At 63.8% G+C, this 19,794-nt stretch carries 19 protein-coding genes and 2 tRNA genes; 7 read left to right on the forward strand and 14 right to left on the reverse strand.

Annotation, left to right across the window (positions count from 1 at the left end; translation table 11 throughout):
• Nucleotides 1-140: 140 nt before the first annotated feature.
• The 7 genes from prfB to rplU all read right to left on the reverse strand — a co-directional run bounded on the left by prfB (nt 141) and on the right by rplU (nt 4,170).
• Nucleotides 141-1,245, reverse strand: a protein-coding gene (gene prfB, locus Q7T26_03665) for a peptide chain release factor 2 (GenBank protein ID MDO8531256.1) whose coding sequence is annotated in 2 segments (ribosomal slippage) — nt 141-1,178 and nt 1,180-1,245 — 1,104 coding nt in all. Because the reading frame shifts where the segments join, the coding sequence is not laid out codon by codon here.
• Nucleotides 1,246-1,268: 23 nt separating this feature from the next.
• Complete coding sequence (gene nfi / locus Q7T26_03670; GenBank protein MDO8531257.1) at nt 1,269-1,961, reverse strand: deoxyribonuclease V; 693 nt, start codon at nt 1,959-1,961, stop codon at nt 1,269-1,271.
• Nucleotides 1,962-2,025: 64 nt separating this feature from the next.
• Nucleotides 2,026-2,601: a Rieske (2Fe-2S) protein gene (locus Q7T26_03675; protein ID MDO8531258.1), complete on the reverse strand. Its 576-nt coding sequence runs from the start codon at nt 2,599-2,601 to the stop codon at nt 2,026-2,028.
• A gap of 72 nt (nt 2,602-2,673) precedes the next feature.
• Nucleotides 2,674-3,165, reverse strand: coding sequence for a cytochrome c maturation protein CcmE (locus Q7T26_03680; protein MDO8531259.1), 492 nt, complete (start codon nt 3,163-3,165; stop codon nt 2,674-2,676).
• Between the two features lie 163 nt (nt 3,166-3,328).
• Nucleotides 3,329-3,529 (reverse strand): 50S ribosomal protein L31, encoded by a 201-nt coding sequence (gene rpmE / locus Q7T26_03685; GenBank protein MDO8531260.1) that lies wholly within the window; start codon nt 3,527-3,529, stop codon nt 3,329-3,331.
• On the reverse strand, nt 3,526-3,816 hold the full coding sequence (gene rpmA / locus Q7T26_03690) for a 50S ribosomal protein L27 (protein MDO8531261.1): 291 nt from the start codon (nt 3,814-3,816) through the stop codon (nt 3,526-3,528). The genes rpmE and rpmA overlap by 4 nt, the downstream gene beginning before the upstream one ends.
• Before the next feature lie 36 nt (nt 3,817-3,852).
• Nucleotides 3,853-4,170, reverse strand: coding sequence for a 50S ribosomal protein L21 (gene rplU / locus Q7T26_03695; protein MDO8531262.1), 318 nt, complete (start codon nt 4,168-4,170; stop codon nt 3,853-3,855).
• 202 nt (nt 4,171-4,372) lie between these two features.
• Between rplU and Q7T26_03700 the strand changes: the two genes are divergently transcribed.
• The gene (locus tag Q7T26_03700; protein MDO8531263.1) at nt 4,373-4,867 is read left to right on the forward strand and encodes a hypothetical protein; all 495 of its coding nucleotides are present in this window, start codon (nt 4,373-4,375) and stop codon (nt 4,865-4,867) included.
• Between the two features lie 211 nt (nt 4,868-5,078).
• The gene (locus Q7T26_03705; protein ID MDO8531264.1) at nt 5,079-6,398 is read left to right on the forward strand and encodes a PQQ-dependent sugar dehydrogenase; all 1,320 of its coding nucleotides are present in this window, start codon (nt 5,079-5,081) and stop codon (nt 6,396-6,398) included.
• A 149-nt stretch (nt 6,399-6,547) separates the two neighbouring features.
• Here the strand turns inward: Q7T26_03705 and Q7T26_03710 are convergent, their stop codons facing one another.
• Together Q7T26_03710 and Q7T26_03715 are read right to left on the reverse strand one after the other, a co-directional pair.
• Entirely contained in the window at nt 6,548-6,844 is a 297-nt protein-coding gene (locus tag Q7T26_03710) for a hypothetical protein (protein ID MDO8531265.1), read from the reverse strand.
• Between the two features lie 47 nt (nt 6,845-6,891).
• Nucleotides 6,892-6,968: transfer RNA gene (locus Q7T26_03715), tRNA-Arg, on the reverse strand.
• A 137-nt stretch (nt 6,969-7,105) separates the two neighbouring features.
• Here Q7T26_03715 and Q7T26_03720 point away from each other — a divergent pair.
• Entirely contained in the window at nt 7,106-10,189 is a 3,084-nt protein-coding gene (locus Q7T26_03720) for a GAF domain-containing protein (protein MDO8531266.1), read from the forward strand.
• Nucleotides 10,190-10,679: 490 nt separating this feature from the next.
• Here Q7T26_03720 and thiD read toward each other — a convergent pair whose 3' ends face one another.
• On the reverse strand, nt 10,680-11,522 hold the full coding sequence (gene thiD / locus Q7T26_03725; GenBank protein ID MDO8531267.1) for a bifunctional hydroxymethylpyrimidine kinase/phosphomethylpyrimidine kinase: 843 nt from the start codon (nt 11,520-11,522) through the stop codon (nt 10,680-10,682).
• A gap of 207 nt (nt 11,523-11,729) precedes the next feature.
• Between thiD and Q7T26_03730 the strand changes: the two genes are divergently transcribed.
• Nucleotides 11,730-11,906, forward strand: coding sequence for a hypothetical protein (locus tag Q7T26_03730; protein ID MDO8531268.1), 177 nt, complete (start codon nt 11,730-11,732; stop codon nt 11,904-11,906).
• A 296-nt stretch (nt 11,907-12,202) separates the two neighbouring features.
• Nucleotides 12,203-12,757 carry a cob(I)yrinic acid a,c-diamide adenosyltransferase gene (cobO, locus tag Q7T26_03735; GenBank protein MDO8531269.1) on the forward strand — a complete coding sequence of 185 codons (555 nt, stop codon included), beginning with the start codon at nt 12,203-12,205 and terminating at the stop codon, nt 12,755-12,757.
• A gap of 467 nt (nt 12,758-13,224) precedes the next feature.
• On the opposite strand, the gene Q7T26_03740 is transcribed toward cobO, so the two are convergent.
• Nucleotides 13,225-13,281 (reverse strand) — tRNA-Gly (locus Q7T26_03740).
• Nucleotides 13,282-13,286: 5 nt separating this feature from the next.
• Between Q7T26_03740 and Q7T26_03745 the strand changes: the two genes are divergently transcribed.
• On the forward strand, nt 13,287-13,952 hold the full coding sequence (locus tag Q7T26_03745) for a bifunctional hydroxymethylpyrimidine kinase/phosphomethylpyrimidine kinase (protein MDO8531270.1): 666 nt from the start codon (nt 13,287-13,289) through the stop codon (nt 13,950-13,952).
• 307 nt (nt 13,953-14,259) lie between these two features.
• Here Q7T26_03745 and Q7T26_03750 read toward each other — a convergent pair whose 3' ends face one another.
• Nucleotides 14,260-14,634 carry a type II toxin-antitoxin system VapC family toxin gene (locus Q7T26_03750; GenBank protein ID MDO8531271.1) on the reverse strand — a complete coding sequence of 125 codons (375 nt, stop codon included), beginning with the start codon at nt 14,632-14,634 and terminating at the stop codon, nt 14,260-14,262.
• Nucleotides 14,624-14,857: an Arc family DNA-binding protein gene (locus Q7T26_03755; GenBank protein MDO8531272.1), complete on the reverse strand. Its 234-nt coding sequence runs from the start codon at nt 14,855-14,857 to the stop codon at nt 14,624-14,626. Before Q7T26_03755 ends, Q7T26_03750 begins: the two co-directional genes overlap by 11 nt.
• Nucleotides 14,858-15,119: 262 nt before the next feature.
• Here Q7T26_03755 and Q7T26_03760 point away from each other — a divergent pair, with 262 nt between their 5' ends.
• Nucleotides 15,120-18,149, forward strand: a complete 3,030-nt coding sequence (locus Q7T26_03760; GenBank protein MDO8531273.1) for an N-6 DNA methylase — start codon at nt 15,120-15,122, stop codon at nt 18,147-18,149.
• Nucleotides 18,150-18,696: 547 nt separating this feature from the next.
• On the opposite strand, the gene Q7T26_03765 is transcribed toward Q7T26_03760, so the two are convergent.
• On the reverse strand, nt 18,697-19,629 hold the full coding sequence (locus Q7T26_03765) for an aldo/keto reductase (protein MDO8531274.1): 933 nt from the start codon (nt 19,627-19,629) through the stop codon (nt 18,697-18,699).
• Nucleotides 19,630-19,794: the final 165 nt, after the last annotated feature.

The following is a 19,794-nucleotide window of genomic DNA, read 5'->3' on the forward strand; positions in this document are numbered from 1 at the left end:
ATAGCGCCTCTTGCCGGAGAGAGACCGAGAGGGTAAGGGTCTTTCGTCCTCTTCTAGCGTAGTGTCTCCTATAAAGCCTTACAGTGCTGCCACGCCGACTTAGGTTCGGGATCGTGTAAAGGCACCTGAGGGACAGGACACTAGCCCCCGGCGCCGACGGTCGAGCGGAGGTAGGCCCGGATGAACGCGTCAAGATCGCCGTCCAGCACGGCGTCCGGCGAGGTGCTCTCCACGTCCGTCCGGTGGTCCTTGACCAGCTTGTAGGGGTGCAGGACATAGCTGCGTATCTGGTTTCCCCAGGCGGCGGGGACGTACTCGCCCTTGAGCTTGGCCATGGTCTCCGCCCGCTTCTGCATCTGGATCTGCAGCAGCCGCGCCCGCAGCACGGTCATAGCTATCTCCCGGTTCTGGTGCTGGGAGCGCTCAGTCTGGCAGGAGGCGACAATGCCCGTGGGCACGTGGGTGACGCGCACCGCCGTCGCCACTTTCTGTACGTTCTGTCCGCCGTGGCCGCTGGCCCGGTAGAACTCCACCCGCAAGTCGTCCGGGTTGATGGTGACTTCCGCCTTGTCCTCGGCCTCCGGCAGCACCTCCACAAGGGCGAACGAAGTGTGCCGCAGGTGGAGAGCATCGAACGCCGAGAGGCGCACCAGCCGGTGGACGCCCTTCTCCGCCTTCAGGTAGCCGTATGCGTACGCGCCGTGGACCAGAATGACGGCGTTCTTGAGGCCAGCTTCTTCACCGGGCAGGATGTCCACCACGCGCGCCGTGTAGCCGCGCCGCTCGGCCCAGCGCAGGTACATGCGCAGCAGCATCTGCGCCCAGTCCTGGGCGTCCACCCCTCCCGTGCCCGCGTGGATGGACAGGATGGCGCTGCGGTGGTCGTACCGACCGCTGAGGGTGAGCTGCAGCTCCAGATCGTCGAGCTGGATCGCAAGCGGAGCGGCCTCATGGTTGATGCTTTCGGCCATCACCTGGTCGCCCTCTTCGACGGCCAGGTCGGTGAGCTCCACCAGGTGTCGCGCCTTGTCCTCCAACGACCGCCAGGTCCGCGTGGCGTTTTTCAGGTCGGACAGCCGCTGCATGGAGCGCTGGGCGGATGCCGCGTCCCGCCAGAACTCCGGGTGGGCGGCGGCTAACTCCCGTTGGGCTATTTCACGTTCTTTGGCGGCGATGTCAAAGACGGCCCATCATGTCGAGGATGCGCGCCTGAAGGTCCCTGACTCTGCCCTTTAGCTCTTGCATGATGCTGTGACCAGCCTCCGTCTTTAGTCTGTGGCGGTCGCCGCCACGATCAGCCTGCCCGCCGCCGCCAGATGGGCCTGTCGCGTCGGCTCCGGGATGCGGTAGCCCTTGCAGCAGGCGAGCGTCCAGCGGACCGCGGCGGCCAGGTCCACCTTGTGTCCGATAGAGGCGTACACCGGAGCGACGCCGGCCCGGGTGCGCACTACCGCGCCGATGGTCTCGCCCGCGTCGGTCAGTTCAGCCCACGCGCCCTTCTTGTGCGCCAGGTGGCCTTCCACGCCGATGAGCCGCGACTTGGCGCAGCCAATGGCCGGCCTGTCCGTCAGCACGCCGATGTGGCAGGCGAGGCCGAAGCGCCGCGGGTGCGCGTAGCCCTGGCCGTCCACCAGAATGATATCAGGCTCGTGCCGCAGCCGCGCCAGCGCTTCGAGGAGCGCCGGCGCCTCCCGGAACGATAACAGGCCGGGCACGTAGGGGAACGTCGGCATGGCCTCCGCTATCTGCACCTCCACGGGCATCAGGTCCGGGAAGCTGAGCGCCACGGCTGCGCCGCGGACTACGCCGCGCGCGTCCGGCGGCGAAAGGTCCAGCCCGGCCACGTACCGCACTTGGGCGAGCGCCTCGTTCTTGCGGGAGACGAGGGCGGCCAGACGCCGCTGGATGTCCCTGGCCTCGGCGACGTTGACCCGCCAGGGGTGGAGTTGGAGGATACGCACGGAGCCTATTATAGGGATGAAAGACGAAGTCCGCAAAGAATGAGGACGCCGGCCCGTGGCGGCGCTAGCGGGCCTTCGCCTGGGACGGGTCGAAGGCGGTGCGCTCCGCTATGTCCGCGGTGTCCACCATCAGCGTCCCGTCCGGCTGGATGTCCACCTTCATCAGGTCAAGAGGCCGGGGCGCGGGACCGCTGCGCGGCACACCGTAACGGTCGAAGGCGGAGCCGTCGCAGAGGCAGACGAAGCGCCCCTCTTTCGGCGCGCCTTGCCACTGGGGCGCGGACTGAGGCTCCAGCGCCGGATCGTCGTGACGCCAGGCCACGATGCAGCCGTCATGGGGGCAGCGGCGGTAGAGGGCCAGGTAGCCCTCCGGCACGAAGGAGAGGTAGAACCGGCCCGTGTTGAAGTAGATGACATCGCCGACGGTGTAATCGCCGCCTTTGCCTGCGGTTAGCTTCCGGCCAAAGGCGTCCCGCGCGGCGCCGGTGACCTTGCGCCCCAGCATGGCGTCGGTCACCGTGGCCCTGACGCCCGTTGCCGCGCCGATCACGCCGACGATGGCCCTGGCCGTTTTCTGGTCAGCGGCCAGACCCAGCAGTTCGCGGCGGTTCAGCTTGCGCTCTTTCGATTCGTCAGTCATAGCAAACCCTGCGTTGGGAGAATGAATACCGGACTTCGCGGCGGACATGTGCCCGGTCCTTCCGCGGAAGGATCAGTACTTGGGTGGCTGCTGGGGTGACCCGGAGAGCGCGCCGGGGTTGACGTCCGGCTCGTACTTGGAGGCGCAGCGCGTCAGCAGGCTGGTCGCATGGAACGTGCCGTCCGGCCTGAGCTGTCCCTCCGCCACCACGTCCACGCCGTCCTGGAAGAGGTCCGGCGGAATGCCGCGGAAGGTCACGCTGTACGTATCTGTCGGCTTGACATGGTCGGCGACGACGAACTGAATGTCCATGCCGGATGCGCTCTTCACGATGCTGCCAGGGGCGACGACACCGTTCAGCCGCACCGCCTGGCCCAGCATGGCGCGTTCCTGGGCCTTCAGTTCGCCCACGGTCAGGTAGTAGGCGGACGCGCTGCTGAACGCGGTGAACACCAGATAGCCGAGCGCGATGAGCACCAGCGCTCCGCCTACCAGCAGTTTCCTCTGGGCGGTCAGGCCCTTGCGGGGCCGGGGGCTATTGGTCGCGGCAGCCGAGTCAGCCATCATCCTGTTCCTATGCCAGTACTGACCTCTCATGGTAGCAGCGGGGAAGGCCCCGCGCAAGCGACCGGGGTCATGGAGGCTCTAATGGATTGTCCTGCGTCGCGCCGAAACAAAAAGGGGGAAGCAACGTATCGCTTCCCCCTGGACCGCCTGACGTGGGAGACTAGGCCAGCTTGTACCGCTTCTTGAACCGCTCGACGCGGCCCGCCGTATCCACCAGGCGCTGCTCGCCGGTGTAGAACGGATGGCACTTGCTGCACACGTCCACGCGCATTTCCGACTTGGTGGCGCCGATGGCAAAGGTGTTGCCGCACGCGCAGACGACAGTCGCCTTCATGTACGGGGGATGGATGTCTGGTTTCACGATGTCGCTCCCGCGCTCGCGGTCTCTTCGACGACCAGCGGATAGACGCTGATGCGCTTGCGCAGCTTGGTGTGGTGCTCGAACTTCACCTTGCCGTCAATGAGCGCGAAGATGGTGAAGTCGCGCCCCAGGCCAACGTTGCGGCCCGGGAAGAACTGGGTGCCGCGCTGCCGCACGAGGATATTGCCGGCGCGCACGACCTGCCCGTCGTACCGCTTGACACCGAGCCGCTGGCCCTGGCTGTCGCGGCCGTTATGTGTGCTGCCTGCGCCTTTCTTATGTGCCATACATGTTCACCTGCCCTGAGTTGCGCCGGGCGACGCCTAGCCCTCGATGCTCCTGATGCTCAGCCGCGTGAAGGACTGCCGGTGCCCCGTCCTGCGCCGATAGCGGACCTTGCGCTTGTACTTGAATATCACGATCTTGGCCGCGCGGCCATGCTCCACGATCTGGGCGCTCACCTTGGCCCCCGGCACCGTGGGCGTGCCAACAGTGACGTTGCCTGCCCGTGAAACCATCAGGACGTCCGTCAACTCGATGGGGTCGCCCTTCTCGCCGGGGAGCTTCTCCACGTCGAGCGTGTCGCCCTCGTGGACCTGGTACTGCTTGCCGCCTGTTTTGATAACCGCGTAATCGTTCATATCTCACCCGCAAAACCCAACTATAGCGAAGAACGCCGTCACTGTCAAGGTGACCGCATCCCTGGGTTCTCTTGCCTTCGGGTGTAGTCCAGTTTATGCTTGGGCCAAATCGATCTGGAGGCCAAAGCCATGCGCAAGTCCCCCTGCAAAAGCTGGCTAGAGGTCGCGTCAGGTACGCGCGAACTCTTCGAGGACTAGGAATATGGAAGAGAAAAAGGCGCAACGAATACCCAGTCTCGATTTGGCTTGGGATTGGGTCAAGGACGTTTTAGAGGAACAAGTAAAAAGCGCTGAATTTTACTCTAACAAAGCAATCCAGATATTCAGCTTCGCAACCGCTGTAGCAGGTATTGCGATTCCACTCAGACTGAAAGAGCCACTTCAAAGCATCCAATTCATTCCTGATAGCTTATCCACCCTAATCGCACTAGCAGCGTACATACTCGTTTCAGGTTTTACGCTAACTCTTCTGTGGGGCAAAGACCTCACCCTTCTACGAAACCCCATTACGATGCGTGAGGATTTCTGGAATTTGGAGCCTCAAGACTTCAAAGTACAAATACTAACTCACATGGAAGATGCTTTCACGGAAAATGCAAAGATACTCCGAACCAAAACTTGGATGCTGCGAGGGGTAATCGCTAGTTCGGCGACGGAGATACTATTTATTATACTTTCTCTACACCCGTGGCTATGACTTCTTACGTCCTTCAGTTCTTTGATTTTCGGGTCACGTGAATCCTAGGAGAATGAGTAGTTGTCTTTGGCTTTGGCCTGGGCTTGGGCAACTCTTTCTTTTTACTCATAGCCGAGGCAGCATACCATGAGGCTCAAACCTAAAGCAAGAGAAACGGCCTCCCTGTCTTTCCGGCGTTCCCCCTGCTACTATACGGGGCATGTCGCGCCCCGTGAGTATACAATTCCTCGTCGGCCTCGTGCCTGTCGTCGCCATCTGCGTAGCGTGTACGCCAGCCACGGGCGCGCCACCGGTGAGCGTCGCGCCGTCTCCCGCGCTCCCTTCCATGGCGGGGCCGCCCGCTGACACGCCGACGCCGCTCGCCCTGCCGACGAGCACACCCGCGCACGTGCCCACCGTGGCTGCCATCCCGTCGCCGACAAGCGCTCCGAGGCCGACGCCTCCTTCCGCGGAAGGACCGCAGCCGACCCCAACTCCCACGCCACCCGCTCGTGGGGTGGGGGTCGCCGTTGACGTGGTGGCGAAGGGGCTAGTCACACCCTGGGCCATTGACTTCGCGCCCGATGGCCGCATCTTCCTCACCGAGCGTCCGGGCCGTGTCCGCGTCATCAGAGACGGGCGGCTGGAGGCCGCGCCGTGGATGACGCTGGACGTGGTGGAGCGGAGCGAGTCCGGGCTGATGGGGCTTGCCCTTGACCCGCAATTCGCTCGGAACGGCTACGTCTATGTGGCCTACACCTATCGCGGCGGCGACGGTCGCCTGCTGGACCGCCTGGCGCGCCTGCGCGAGGACCCGGCCTCCGGCAAGGGCGTGCTGGACAGAGTGCTGTGGGACGGCGTACCCGGCGGGAGCATCCACGACGGCGGGCGCGTCAAGTTCGGGCCGGACGGCAATCTCTACTGGACGCTCGGCGAGGCGGGAAACGCGGCGCTGGCGCAGGACATCTCATCGCTCAACGGCAAGGTCCTGCGCCTCAACCCGGACGGGGCAGTGCCCGCGGACAACCCCATCCCCGGCTCGCCCGTGTATTCCTACGGCCACCGGAACCCCCAGGGGCTGGCCTGGCAGCCCGGCACGGGCCGCCTGTACGCCACGGAGCACGGCCCCAGCGGCGGCTTGCAGGGGTGCTGCCGCGACGAGGTGAACCTCATCGAGCCGGGCAAGAACTACGGCTGGCCGGTCATCGCCGGAGGCCAGACGCGGGAGGGCATGGTGTCTCCTGTCATTCAGAGCGGGGACACCGTGACGTGGGCGCCGGGCGGCGCCGCGTTCGTGACCCGCGGGCCGTGGGCGGGCTCGCTCCTCTTCACCGGACTGCGCGGCCAAGCGCTGTACCGCGTCACCCTGGACCCGCGTGACCCGCGCAAGACGCTCGGTCTGGAGGCCCTGTTCGAGCAGCGGTACGGACGGTTGCGCGACGTAGTCGAAGGACCGGACGGCGCGCTCTACGTCCTGACCAGCAACCGGGACGGACGGGGGAACCCCTCGGCGGACGATGACCAGGTGCTGCGGCTGACCTTTAGGGATTAGCGCCGGACTAGCGGCTTGACGAGCGGGGTGTCTGAGGGGCGAAGCCCCGTTGCCGGGGGTCTGGGGGTGTCCCCCAGATTCAATCTCTTCCCCCTTCCTGTCCAGGAAGGGGGACAGGGGAATGGTCGAAAGGGTACTTCAATACCCTGCTAGCCACCCTTCCGCCGGACGGGCGGGAGCCGCCGATTCCGGCGTCTTAGCCGCACCACCAGCACGATGGCCGACCACACGGCGAGCGCCGCCACCAGCACGAACGCGACGTTCTGCCCCATCCACAAGCGCACCCCTTCAAACCAGTCCGGCGGGGCCGAAACCAGCAGCACGAGCACGACGACCACCACCGCGAGGAACGCCACGTACCGCCAGACCCATCCTTCCGTGGAAGGACCGCGGGGCCGGCGTGGTGGGATGGGTGGGACGGGGGAGCGCCGCGCGGGTCGTGCCATAGGGCCATTGTACCTGCTGGCGCGGCCCGGCGCTACGGGAGAAACGATGGTGCCCCCGGGGCGAATCGAACGCCCGACGCGCGGCTTAGGACGCCGCCGCTCTGTCCGACTGAGCTACAGGGGCACATCTCCTAGTGTACCACGGCAGGCGCGCGGGAATACAGACGGACGGCGGAATACGCTTGCCCGTGCTATGATAGACAAGGGAAGGGCAAGCGAAGGCGTTGGGGGGAGTTCTCCCCGCCATCGTCGGAGGTCGTCGTGTTCCGTTTCTTGTCCCTCCGCCTGCAGACCCTCCTCTTGCTTCTGGTGCTCCTGGCCCTCGTTCCCGCGCTGGCCGTCACGTACTACACGGCTGAGCAGCAGCGCGACCATGCGACAAAGGAAGTGCAGGCACAAGCGCTTGGGTTAGCCCGGACCGCCGCCGGCAGCTACGAGGATCTTGTCCAGGACGCGCGGCAGCTCCTCTTCACGCTGGTGCATCTCCCGGAGGTGCGCGGCGGCGCCCCTGACGTCTGTAACACTCTCCTTGGCGACATACGGGGCATCCACCCCTCCTATACCGCCATCATCGTGGCGGACGCCGGCGGCAACGTGTGGTGCAGCACTCCGAAGCAGAATGACCATCTGAACGTAGCTGACCGAGTGTCTGTTCAACGCGCCGTCCAGAGACTCGACTTTGCGATGGGTGACTATAGACCCGGCAATGCGGTCTGGGCAGGAGGCGTCGGTTTCGCCTATCCCATTCTGGACGAGTATCGTCAGGTCCGGGCGGTCGTCGCGCTCGCCGTGGATCTCGCCTCGATTGAAGAGTTGGGTTCCCGCACCGGCCTGCCGCCAAGCGCCGTGCTCACCGTCGCGGACAGCAAGGGAATGATCCTGGCCCGCTATCCGGACGCCAGGGACTGGGTCGGTAAAATAGCGCCTGACGGCGCCACCGTGCGACGCGCGCTGGCCCAGTTGAAAGAAGGCACGGTCAGGTTTACCGGTCCGGACGGAACGCCCCACCTCTACGGCCTGGCGCGGAGCACCGCCCCTGATGGCGAATCCCTGTACATCAGCGTTGACATACCTGCGGATGTGGTATTCGCTGAGGGAAACCGTGTATTCCAGCGGAGCCTCGTTGCCCTGGGGATCGTGGGCCTGCTTGCTCTCATAGCCACATGGTGGTTCGCGAAACGCTTTGTCCTGCGCCCCGCGAAGGCGCTGGTGGACGCGACCCGTCGCCTCTCCGCGGGCGACCTGGCCGCGCGCACGGGCCTGCCGCACACGCGGAATGAGGTGGGTGAGCTGGCCGGGGCATTTGATCAATTGGCGGGATCCCTGCAGCGTCGCCAAGCGGAGGCCGCGCGAGCTTCGGAAGCGCTCCGGCACAGCGAGCGGCGCTTCCGGGGCCTCACGGAAAACGCCTCCGATATAGTGGCGATTATCGGCAGCGACGAGCGATTTCAGTATATTAGCTCCTCTGCCCAGCGTCTGCTCGGCTACACGCCCGAAGAGATTATGGGACAGAGCCTCCGCATATACGTGCACCCTGAGGATGTCCCAATGGTCATCCAGGCCGTGGCGCAGGCGGCCCAGGCGCCGGGTGCGATCAGTCGTACTGCTGCCCGTGTCCGGCGCAAGGACGGCTCCTGGCGCATTCTGGAAGGCATTGTGAAGAATGCTCAGGGCGACCCGGCGGTTGGGGGGATGATTGTTAATCTTCGCGACATCACCGAGCAGCGGAATGCCCAGGAGCGCATCCAGCAGCAGCTTCAGGCCCTGGACAACCTGTATGCGAGCGCCCGGAAGCTCACGGAGAGCCTGGACATGCGCACGCTGGTGGACAACGTGACACGCGCGTGCGTGGATACCTACGGCGCCCGACTGGCCTGGCTGGGCGCCGCCGAGCCGGACGGGGCCGTGCGTCTGCTCGGCTACTACCCCGGCAAGGAGGACTACCCGCGCCAGATCAGCGTGCGCTGGGACGAGCAAATCGAGGGAGAGGGACCCGCCGGCCGGGCCATCCGCAGCGGCGTCCCGTCCGTGAGCCTGGACATCGCCACCCATCAGGGCTGGGCGCCGTGGCGCGCGCTGGCGCTCTCCCAGGGCTTTACGTGCGCCGTCGCGCTGCCACTTATAAGCCAGGGCAAGCCCTTCGGCGTCCTGGTGCTGCTGGGAGACCAGCCCCGCGCCTTCACATCCGAGCGCCTTGAGACCCTGCAGGCGTATGCTCACCAGGCCGCGACCGCGCTGACCAACGCCCGGCTGTTTGACGAGGGCAAGCGCCGCCTGGACCAAGTGCAGGCCCTGCGCAGGGTGGATTTAGCTATCACGTCCAGTCTGGACCTGCGCGTGACTCTAGGCGTGGCCCTGGACCAGGTCGCCACCGTACTGGGCGTGGACGCCGCCGCCGTGCTGCTGCTCAACTCAGGCACGCAGATGCTGGAGTACGCCGCCGGGCGCGGGTTCCGCGGCAGGGAGATTGAGCGCTCCCTCGTGCGCGTGGGCGAGGGCCCGTCTGGCCATGTCGCCCTGGAGCGGCGCGTCGTCCACTTCGGCAACATCCCTGAGATGAAAAATGGGTTCAAGCGAACAAAGCTTATAGCGGACGAGGGGTTTGTCAGCTATGTCGGCGTGCCGCTCATCGTCAAGGGCCACGTCAAGGGCGTGCTGGAGGTCTTTCACCGCGCGCCGTTCCAGCCGGAAGACGAGTGGCTGGAGTTCCTTGACGCCCTGGCGGGCCAGGTGGCCATTGCCATTGACGAAGCGGCCCTGTTCAACGACCTGTACAGGGCGAACGTGGACCTGACCCTGGCCTATGACACCACACTGGAAGGCTGGGCGCGCGCCCTGGAGTTGCGCGACTACGAGACGGCCGGCCACAGCCGCCGGGTCAGCGAGCTGACGACGCGCCTGGCCCGGGCGATGGGCGTGAGCGAGACGGATATGGCCCACGTGCGGCGGGGCACCATGCTCCATGACGTGGGCAAACTGTCCATCCCGGACACCATCCTGCTCAAGTCCGGGCCTCTCACCGACGAGGAATGGTCAGTGGTCCGCAAGCATCCCACGTACGCCTTCGAGCTGCTGTCGCCCATCCCCTACCTGCGCCCCGCGCTCGACATCCCCTACTGCCACCACGAGCGGTGGGACGGAACGGGCTACCCCCGCGGGTTGAAGGGCGAGCAAATCCCGCTCTCGGCGCGCATCTTCACCCTCGTGGACGTGTGGGACGCCCTGACCAATGAGCGCCCGTACAAAAAGGCCTGGTCGGTGGAGGATGCCCGCGCGTACATGCGCTCCCAGTCTGGCGCCCACTTCGACCCGAAGGTGGTGGAGGTCTTCCTGGCGTTGTCCTAGTGTACTGTCTTGGAAATTCGTGGCATAAATCCGCGGGGTGCAGTCCTTCCTCGGAAGGACGCCGGGGTCTGGGGTGTCCCCAGATTCTCCTTTCATCCCCCTCTCCCAGCTAGGAGAATGGGACCGAGGGGGTGAACTCCGAGCAGCAGGGCGCTCGAATTAATCAACGGATTAACAACTCAGGACACTGGAGCGTTGGGACACGTCTAATACTCGTCAGAGGAGAGCTCCAATGGCGGACACAGTGATGATTGCCGCCGGTGACACAGGGGCCTCTGACTGCACGATGTCTTTGATAATGTGACGCAAGGAGTACCAGGTTATTCAGGGTGTCATGACGTTTGGACGTAAAGCTACAACAATTCCAGATGTCCCCTTCGGGAGTGCAGGGTATTTTGAGAATTCCCCGGAGATCGACGCTCCTGAAGATATAAAGCCGACAATCACGCAAGCTTTACGGAAGGCAGAAAGTTAGGGATGGAGCAATGCTTTACTCCTCCCGTGACCCCCTGAGGCGCAGTCGCCGGACCCAGGCGGCGAGGTCGGCGCGGCGCAGGTAGAAGAAGTGGTCGGTCGGGCCCGCGCCGTGGCCGACGGGGAACCCGCCGCGGATGGCCTCCGTCACATATGCCTTGGCGAGCGTCACCGCCTCCCGCAGCGTCCGGCCACGGGCCAGGTGCGTGGCGATGGCCGCGGCGTAGGTGCAGCCGGTCCCGTGGGTGTGCGGCGTGTCTATCCACTCGCCGGGGATGACGTGCGCGCCGCGACGCGTCACGAGCACGTCCGTTGCCCGTCCCTCGCGCAGGTGGCCGCCCTTGACCAGCACGGCGCGCGGGCCGTCGTCGAGCAGTCGGCGCCCCGCATCCTCGGCGTCGCGCAATGAGCGGACGCGCCGGCCGGTGAGCGCCGCCGCCTCGTGCGCGGTGGGCGTGAGCAGCGTCGCCAGCGGGAACAGCTCTTTGCGAAGCGCCTCGACGGCCCCCTCGTCGAGCAGGCGATGGCCGGACGTGGAAAGCAGCACCGGGTCGAGGACGTAGAACGCCGGGGCATAGTGGCGAAGGCGGTCGGCGACGGCCCGGACGACTCGCGCGCTGCCCAGCATGCCGCTCTTGACCGCCGCGACGGGCATGTCGCCGAAGACGGCGTCGAGCTGCGCCGCGACGAGTGCGACGGGGAGCACCCGCGCGAGGACGACGCCGCGGGTGCTCTGCGCCGTCACCGCAGCGATGACCACCGCGCCGAAGCCGCCGCTCGCCGATATGGCGCGCAGGTCCGCCTGGACTCCCGCGCCGCCGCTGGAGTCGGAGCCGGCGATGGTGAGGACTACTTTCAACGACCTGCCTCCCGCGCGTTATGGCTGATGGGGATGCAGAATAGCACCGGCAAGCTGACGACGCAAGTGGACCGCGGCTGTGGATAACAAGGGTGCGGCCCCGTGCATTGAATACCAAAGCCGCCTGCGCTATAATCTGCTAAAGCTCTCAGCGCCGCGGGTGCGCCACGTGTCGAGAAGGGGACGGACGCGCGCGGGGGGACTATCATGCCGATAGACAAGAAGTGGCTTCTGCTCCCCATGGTCGTGAGCCTGGCCGTCGGCGTCGTGTCGCTGATCAACGACCAGGTGCTGACGGGCATCGCCACCTTCTTCTTCGCCCTCGTCTGCCTCGTCCGCGTCCTGTCGAAGGACGACGAGACCAGCGACCACCCCCAGTTCTAGCGTCCCGTCCCGTACATTCACGGCACAAACCCATGAGGGCGCAGGGCCGCCCTACGGCCCACCGGAGGGTGTGGGAGGTGTCCTCCCACAAACGTGCTTCTTCCCCCTTCCCCTGCAGAGCAGCCGAGGGGCTCGGAATGATTGAACATGCGGACGCGGTCGCTATCCCATCGTAGAGGTGCAGGGGCGAAGCCCCCGCCGGAAGGCGTGGGAGGTGTCCTCCCACAAACGCTTTTTCCTGCCCCCTTCCTGCGAGGAAGGGGGCAGGGGGATGGTCGAAAACCCTGAAAGGCTGCATGACAGACACCGCGCCTGACGCAGCGGAGCGCGAGCGCCGCACCGGACTCCTCATCGTGCACACCGGCGCCGGCAAGGGCAAGACCACCGCCGCGCTGGGCGTGATGCTGCGCGCATGGGGCCGCGGGTACAAGGTCTGCGGCATTCAGTTCATCAAGAGCAAGACCGCCAACTACGGCGAGCACCGCGCCGCCAAAAAGCTGGGCATTGACCTCATCCCCATGGGCGCGGGCTTCACCTGGCTCTCGAAGGACATCGAGAGCGACATCGTGTTGGCGCACAACGCGTGGGAGCTGGCCCGGCAGCGCATCGCGTCCGGCGACTACGACGTGGTCGTGCTCGACGAGTTCACCTACGCGCTGCAGTACGGCTGGGTCCCGCTGGAGGAGGCGCTGCGGGCGCTCAAAGAGCGGCCCGCGTGGGTGCACGTTATCGTCACGGGCCGCAACGCTCCCCCGGAGCTGGTTGACGCCGCGGACCTGGTGACGGAGATGCGCGAGGTCAAGCACCCGTACAAGCGCGGCGTGAAGGCGCAGCCGGGCATCGAGTTTTAGGCGAGGAGGCACGGCGCGCCACTGCACACTGTCATTCCGAGCCCACAGAAAAACACGGAATCTCTCCGTATCCGCCGTGTCATTCTGAGCGCACCTAAGAATCTAAGGCTGCTTCACAGAGCAGGACTGTAGTTCCAGCGTGTCACCGGGCGGGTGGCGGCGTAGACTGCAAGGCAGAAGGCTGAGGGGTGATAACAAAGTGAGCAACGACGAGGAGAGAGAACGGGAGCCCCGCTTTGCGAAAGCCGTAAGGCAGGGGTAAAGTCCCGTTTTAGCCACCAGATTAGCTTTGGAGCAGCTTGAGCAAGTTTTTCACCTGTTCTGTGACCGAGAGACGCTGGTGATTATAGCGCCAAACATACTCCGCCAGGTAGAGGGGTAGCTGCTCCTGTCGGATACCTCCTTTGGCTGCCAGTCGCCGTTTCAGGTAGCCTCAGAAGCCTTCCAGCCCATTGATTTGGCTTCCGGGTAGGATCCGAACCTACGACCTTGCGGTTGGCAGCCGCCAGCTCTACCGCCGAGCTCACAAATGCAGGGGCAGGACTCGTGGTTTCTAATCGTACAGATACCGGGTGCAACGGTGCTCAACAGTCCCTACGGGTCCCAACCGTGTCTCTCCGCGCGCCTTCGCCGCTACGCCCCGGCGTTCTACGTCCTCGACCCGGTGCTGCTTTCCACGTCCGGCCATCGCCTGCTCGACGAGGGGGCCGTCGAGGCGCTTCGCAAAGAGCTGTTCCCGCTGGCGACGCTGCTCACGCCCAACGCGCACGAGGCGGCGGCGCTCACCGGCCTGCGCGTCCGCTCATTGCGCGACGCCGAGGATGCGGGACGCCGACTGCTCGAGGACGGCCCGCGCGCCGTGCTGGTCAAGGGCGGCCACCTGCTCGACGGGCGGGCCTCGGACGTCCTCGTGACCCGTCGCGGCGCGCACGTCGTCCCCGGCGAGTGGATTGACACGCCGCACACCCACGGGACGGGCTGCACCTACGCCTCGGCCATCGCCACGCACCTGGCCCGCGGGCGGCGACTGCGCGAGGCGGTCACGCTCGCGAAGGCATACGTGACGGAGGCCATCCGCGGCGGCTTCCCCGTCGGCCACGGCGCGGGCCCGACCGACCACTTCTTCTACCTGCGCCGCGCCGACCTCGCCGCCTGGGTCCGGCGGCTGCGCCTCAGGGGGACAAGGGGGGAGTAGGGGGAAAGCAATGAGGCCCCGGCCTGCTCTCAGGCGGTCACGCGCCGACGTTCCTGGGTGGTGTGCCGGTTGTGTTCCTCGTCATTCCTGCAGAAGCAGGAATCCAGAGGATGTCTCCGCTTGCCTGTTTCTAGAAGCTATTCCAAAAATCGGCTTCATGGTGAGCTTGTCGAACCATGAACGGAAAAATCACCGCTCACCCTGAGCTTGTCGAAGGGTGGGCAGACATTTTGGAATGACCTCTAGACACCGGCTTCCGCCGGTGTGACGGATAAAGCCCCTATCCCTGCTGCGTCAAACTGGAACGCTATCCGTTCCTGGCGGCCCTCGCCAGTCGCTGGTCAAAGGTGGCCAGGGATGCGCCCAGCAGCCGGGCCAGGTAGAGATAGCTCGCGTCGTAGACGGTGAGATCGGCGTCCAGAGCGAGACGCAAGACCGCCGCGTGGTCCACCTCGACCCAGCGGATGGGCAGCGCCAGGGCTGTCTGGAGCGCCTCGGTGAGGGCGCCGAGTTTCTGTGGGTACACCGTGGCTTTTCTCCGGGCAATGCTCGCAAGCTCATAGGCCAGGAGGGAGGGCGCATACAGGTCGGAGCGCTCGATGAGGGCTGCGGCTTCCTGAGATCGAGGCTCGTCATAGCACCAAGCCGCTACAACGGAGGCGTCCACCACCCTAGCGGGCATCGCGCAATTCTCGGATCCAGAGGGTCGCCTCGTCGCCGGTCTTCAACCGGAGGGCCTTAATGCGCCTGTCGGCCTCTTCAAACGAGAGGGAGCTGGGACCGACGGCCTCCTCCAGGATGGCCATCAGCTCGCCCTGGAGGGAGCGATGATGGCGCTTCGCTCTCTTCCGGAGCTTGTCCACCAGGTTATCCGGGACGTTTTTGGCCGACAGGTTGACGGGCACGAATTGCCTCCAAAATGCATCCGTTTTGGATGCATTCTAGAATCAGGGCGTCGGGATGTCAATCCTTTGTGCGGTATGCGGCGTGGGGCCGGCGACTGCGTCTCAGGGGGTCAAGGGGGGAGTGAGGGGGCAAGGACGCCCTGGGTGTGTACCCGCTCCGCAAGGGCGTCATATATCCCCTGTCTAGCGGAATATGTTATCCTCTGGCTAGCTCCGTTCGCCAGCACACGTTCTTGAACCGCCGCCATCATAGGAGGCTGTCATGGCGCTGAGCCAGGAAGAACTGCGAGATATCGTCTCCGAGCTGGCCTCTCGCCCCAAGCACGAGAAGGTCCGTGCCCTTATTTATCAGCTCTTGGTCAAGGGCCTTGGCGCTAGCAGCTCTGAGGTTGACTTCGAGAAGCAAGTCCCTGAAGTGCGCGGGCGCATCGACGCGCTCCTGGGCAGGACGGTCTTTGAGTTCAAGTCCGACCTCCGCAAAGAACTAAAAGACGTCGAGAAAAAGATGCCTGACTATCTGGGTCAGCGCGAAAAGGAGACCGGAGAGCACTTCGTTGGTATTGCCACAGACGGTGCCACGTTCATTCCATACGAGTTGCGTGCGGGCAAGCTGCGCTCACTGGCATCCTTCATATCTTCCATTGACAAGCCTAGGGAACTGCTCCTGTGGCTCAGTTCCGCCGTAGCCGTCAGCGCGGAGTTGGAGCCAACGCCGGAGGTGGTGCGGCGAGAATTGGGGCGTGACAGTCTTGCCTGGCAGGTGGCACATCAGGACTTGGGGGTGCTGTGGAATGAAGTGGGAGAGCACCCAGACGTCAAGCTCAAGCACGACTTATGGGCACGTATGTTGGAGCGCGTCTACGGCTCTCCGGTAGAGGCGGAAGCGCTTTTCTTTCAGCATACTTACCTGTCCATCATAGCCAAAACTATGGCAATGCATGTCATCGGCATTGAAATGCCAGAGCCTTCGGCCCTTCTGGAAGGGAAGGCCTTCCGTGAGGCTGGCATCGGAGGCGCTGTGGAGTCCGACTTCTTCGATTGGGTGCTTTCGTCGGGGCGCGGGCCAGACCTGGTTAAGCGCATCGCCTTGCAGGCAGGCCGCTTCCGCCTCAAGGATGTCCAGACCGACGTGTTGAAAGGACTTTATGAGTCCCTGATAGACCCGGAGCAGCGCCATGAGTTAGGAGAATACTACACCCCAGACTGGCTCGCCGCCCGCATGTGCCAACGGGCCATAGACAAGCCTCTGAAGCAGCGCGTGCTGGACCCCGCCTGCGGCTCCGGCACCTTCCTGTTTCACGCAGTGCGACGCTTTCTTAACGCAGCCGACGAAGCGGGACTCTCCAACCGCGAAGCCCTTGAAAGGGCTTGCGGCCAGATTTTCGGCATAGACGTGCACCCAGTAGCCGCACAAATTGCCCGCGTTACTTTTTTGCTAGCCCTTGGGCAAAACCGCCTGGCTGACAGGCCTTCACACCTGGCTATCCCCGTATATATGGGCGACTCCCTTCAGTGGAACACAGGCGGCCTCCTGGCGGACCGCGAGGTTCTCATTGAAGTGCCAGACTGCCCAGACCTTTTGGAGTTTCCCTTTGAAGTCGCACGCGACCCCAGCCTATTCGATGAAGTCATAGGTCGCATGCTCATGCTTAGCCACCAGGACTCCCCTGAACAGGGCCTTGCCAACTGGCTGGCCGGTGAGCATAGCCTCAATAAGGATGCTATTGAAAAGCTCGTCCACACCTACGCCATTCTCAGAAACCTGAATAAAGAGGGGCGAAACCATATTTGGGGATTCGTGGCCCGTAACCTGGTACGTCCCGTCTGGCTGTCCCAGGAAAGTCAGCGCGTCGACGTGGTCGTTGGCAATCCGCCCTGGCTCTCTTACAGATATATGTCTTCTCAGATGAAGGAGCGCTTCAAAGAAGAGTGTCAACGGCGCGGACTTTGGGCTGGAGGCAAGGTTGCGACTCATCAAGACCTGTCAGGATATTTCTTCGCCAGGTGTGTGGAGCTTTACGCCAAGGCGGGCGGGCTGATTGCCTATGTTATGCCTTACGCAGCTATGAGCCGCCAGCAGTTTGAAGGGTTTCGTTCAGGAATCTACGCTACACGCAAAGGCAAGGATTGGGGGCAGGTCTTTGCCACCGTGGAATTCACCGAGGGATGGGAATTCAGCGACAAAGTACAGCCACTGTTTCCTGTGCCATCGTGTGTACTCATCGGCCGCTCAGGTCACAGCATGCAGGGAAGTGTGCTGCCTTCTAAAGTAATGGTTGCAGAAGGGGTACTTCCCCGGCGTGATGCTTCTGAAAAGGAAGCTAGTAAGGCCCTGAAGTGGTATGAGAAGACTTGGCCAGCAACCGTGGACGAGGATACACAGTGGTCGCCTTATCGGGAAATTTTTCGTCAGGGTGCCACAATTGTTCCAAGGGCGCTTTGCGTGGTCGAGTATGCGGCTACGAGTGGACTTGGTGTTAACCCCACGGCCCCAGTCGTTCAGAGCCGCCGCACCAGCCAGGAAAAGGTGCCGTGGAAGAACTTGCCTGTGCCTGATGCCCACAAGCAAAATATCCCTCTGTTGCGAGGGAACGTAGAGGCGGAGTTCATTATGCCTCTGTACCTTGGAGAATCGGTGGCACCTTTCAGGCTTCTGGAGCCTGTGCTAGCCGTCATACCATGGGACTCAAAGAAAAAACATCTGATGGAATCGACCGCTGCCCAAAAATGTGGGTACGCTCACCTGGCGGGCTGGCTCAAAACGGCAGAGGCGTTATGGGCGCAACATCGTCAAAGTGACATGACACTTCTTGAACGTTGGGACTATCATGCAGGTTTGCTGAATCAGTTCCCTGTACCGCCAACGCGTGTTGTGTACTCTGCATCGGGTACGCTTCCAGCTGTAGCTGTCCTTCGTGACAAGTCCGCTGTTATTGAGCATGGGTTGTACTGGCTAGCAAGCGAGAGTGAACAAGAAGCCTACTATCTCACGGCGTTACTTAACAGTGAGACCGCACGTCTAAAAGCAGAGCATCTTCAAAGCCGCGGCCAGTGGGGCGCTCGCCACTTCGACAAGGTAATGCTATCGCTGCCTATCCCAAACTTCGACAGCAAAAACAAACTGCATCAGAATTTAGCAAGGGCGGCTGAAAAAGCAGAGAAAGTGGCTGCCAGCGTGCCTCTGAAAGAAGGAACGCACTTCGTAACAGTAAGAGGCCGCATACGGGAAGCCCTCAAAGAAGACGGCATTTCAGGCGAAATAGACAAGTTGGTAAAAGAGCTATTGGGATAGGTACTGTTTGCTTTGTAGTGGCATTGGTTCTGCCTATCGGAACAGGCTGAGCAACCAGGTTCGTCTCCTCCGCGCTCAGCGGCGGCAGCGCCGCCTGGGCCGGCGTCCGCCCGCCCCGCCTCAGTGTCACCCTCGCCTTGCCCTTTCGCTCCCGCCGTTCTTGCGGATAACACACGTCATGTTTTCATCCCGCCGCGCTGCGCTTTCCAATCCCCAACCCCCAACCCCTGGCCCCTCCTCCCCCGCCACCCGCCCCTTGCCCCACCCCGAAACCACACGCTACCCTGTTACGGAACGCATGTCTGGCCAGCAGTACCCTCGACAGGACGGCCCTCGTCGGCCCGGTAGGGGCGGACCAGCGTGTCCGCCCGTCGCCGTTCACCGGCCCCGACCAGACATAACAGGAACAAATACCCTTAATGCACCCCGCAGATAGAGCGGCCAGATAGGAAAAGCCCCGCGAAAAAAATAAAACAATTCAAATCCCCGTCTGCACGGCGGAGAAGGTGAGATAGCACCAACCCCCAACCCCTGCCCTTGCCCGCGCCTACCGGAACAGGCTGAGCACGAGGTCCATCTCCTCCGCGCTCAGCGACGCCAGCCCCGACGCCGACATGTTCTCCTTCGCCTGGTCCGGCGTCTTGCAGCCCGGGATAACCGTGGACACCGCCTCGTTGTCCAGCACGAACCGCAGCGCCGCCTGCGCCAGCGTCCGCCCATCCGTCTCCAGCGCGCCCTTCACGTGCCGCGCCGCCGCCGCAAGCGCCTCCTGGTAGCGCGGCGGGAAGTTGTGCCGGATGTCGCCGTGCGTGAACGCCGACGCCGCGTTGTACTTGCCCGAAAGGAACCCGTTGGCGAGCGGCTCCCGCGCGATGATGCCGACGTTCTCCGCCCGCGCCGCCGGGAACACCTCCTTCGCCATGCTCTGGTTCACGATGCTGTACACAAGCTGAATCGTCTCCGGCCGTCCGTCCTCGATGCACGCCATCGCCTCCTCCGGCGTGAATATCGAGACGCCGTAGTGACGAATCTTGCCGCCGCGCTTCAGCTCGTCCATCACGTCGAACACGCGCCCGTCGCGGATGACCTCCAGCGACGGGTTGTGAAGCTGGTACAGGTCAATCGCCTCGCGGCGCAGGCGCCTCAGGCTCTGCTCGCAGGCGTAGGCGACGTACTTGGGGCTGAAGTCCATCACCGTGACGTTGCCGTAGAAGTTGCCGCCCACCTTCGTCGCGATGAGCACCTCCGGCGACTCGCTCAGCGCCTCTCCCAGCAGGTCCTCGCTGTGGCCGTGGCCGTACATGTCCGCCGTGTCGAAGAAGTTGCAGCCCATCTCGACCGCGCGCAGAATGGAGCGGAGCGATGCCGTGTCGTCCGTCGGCCCGTACGAGTTGCCGTGGCGATTGCCTGCGATGGCCCACGCCCCGAAGCCGACCTCGGAGACTTGCAGGCCCGTGCGGCCCAAACGACGATAATGCATGATGCGTGATCCCTAAAACCAGCTAAAGTTCATCACTGACTCGGCAATGATGTCCGCCGCGTCCGATTCGGTGATAGGCTAGACGACGAGCACCTCGACCCCCTGCTCGCGCAGCGCGTTCACGAAGTCGGCCGGCGCCCCGTCATCGGTGATCAGCTTGTGCAG

The sequence above is a fragment of the Dehalococcoidia bacterium genome (genome assembly GCA_030648205.1).
Lineage (GTDB): Bacteria > Chloroflexota > Dehalococcoidia > JAUSIH01 > JAUSIH01 > JAUSIH01.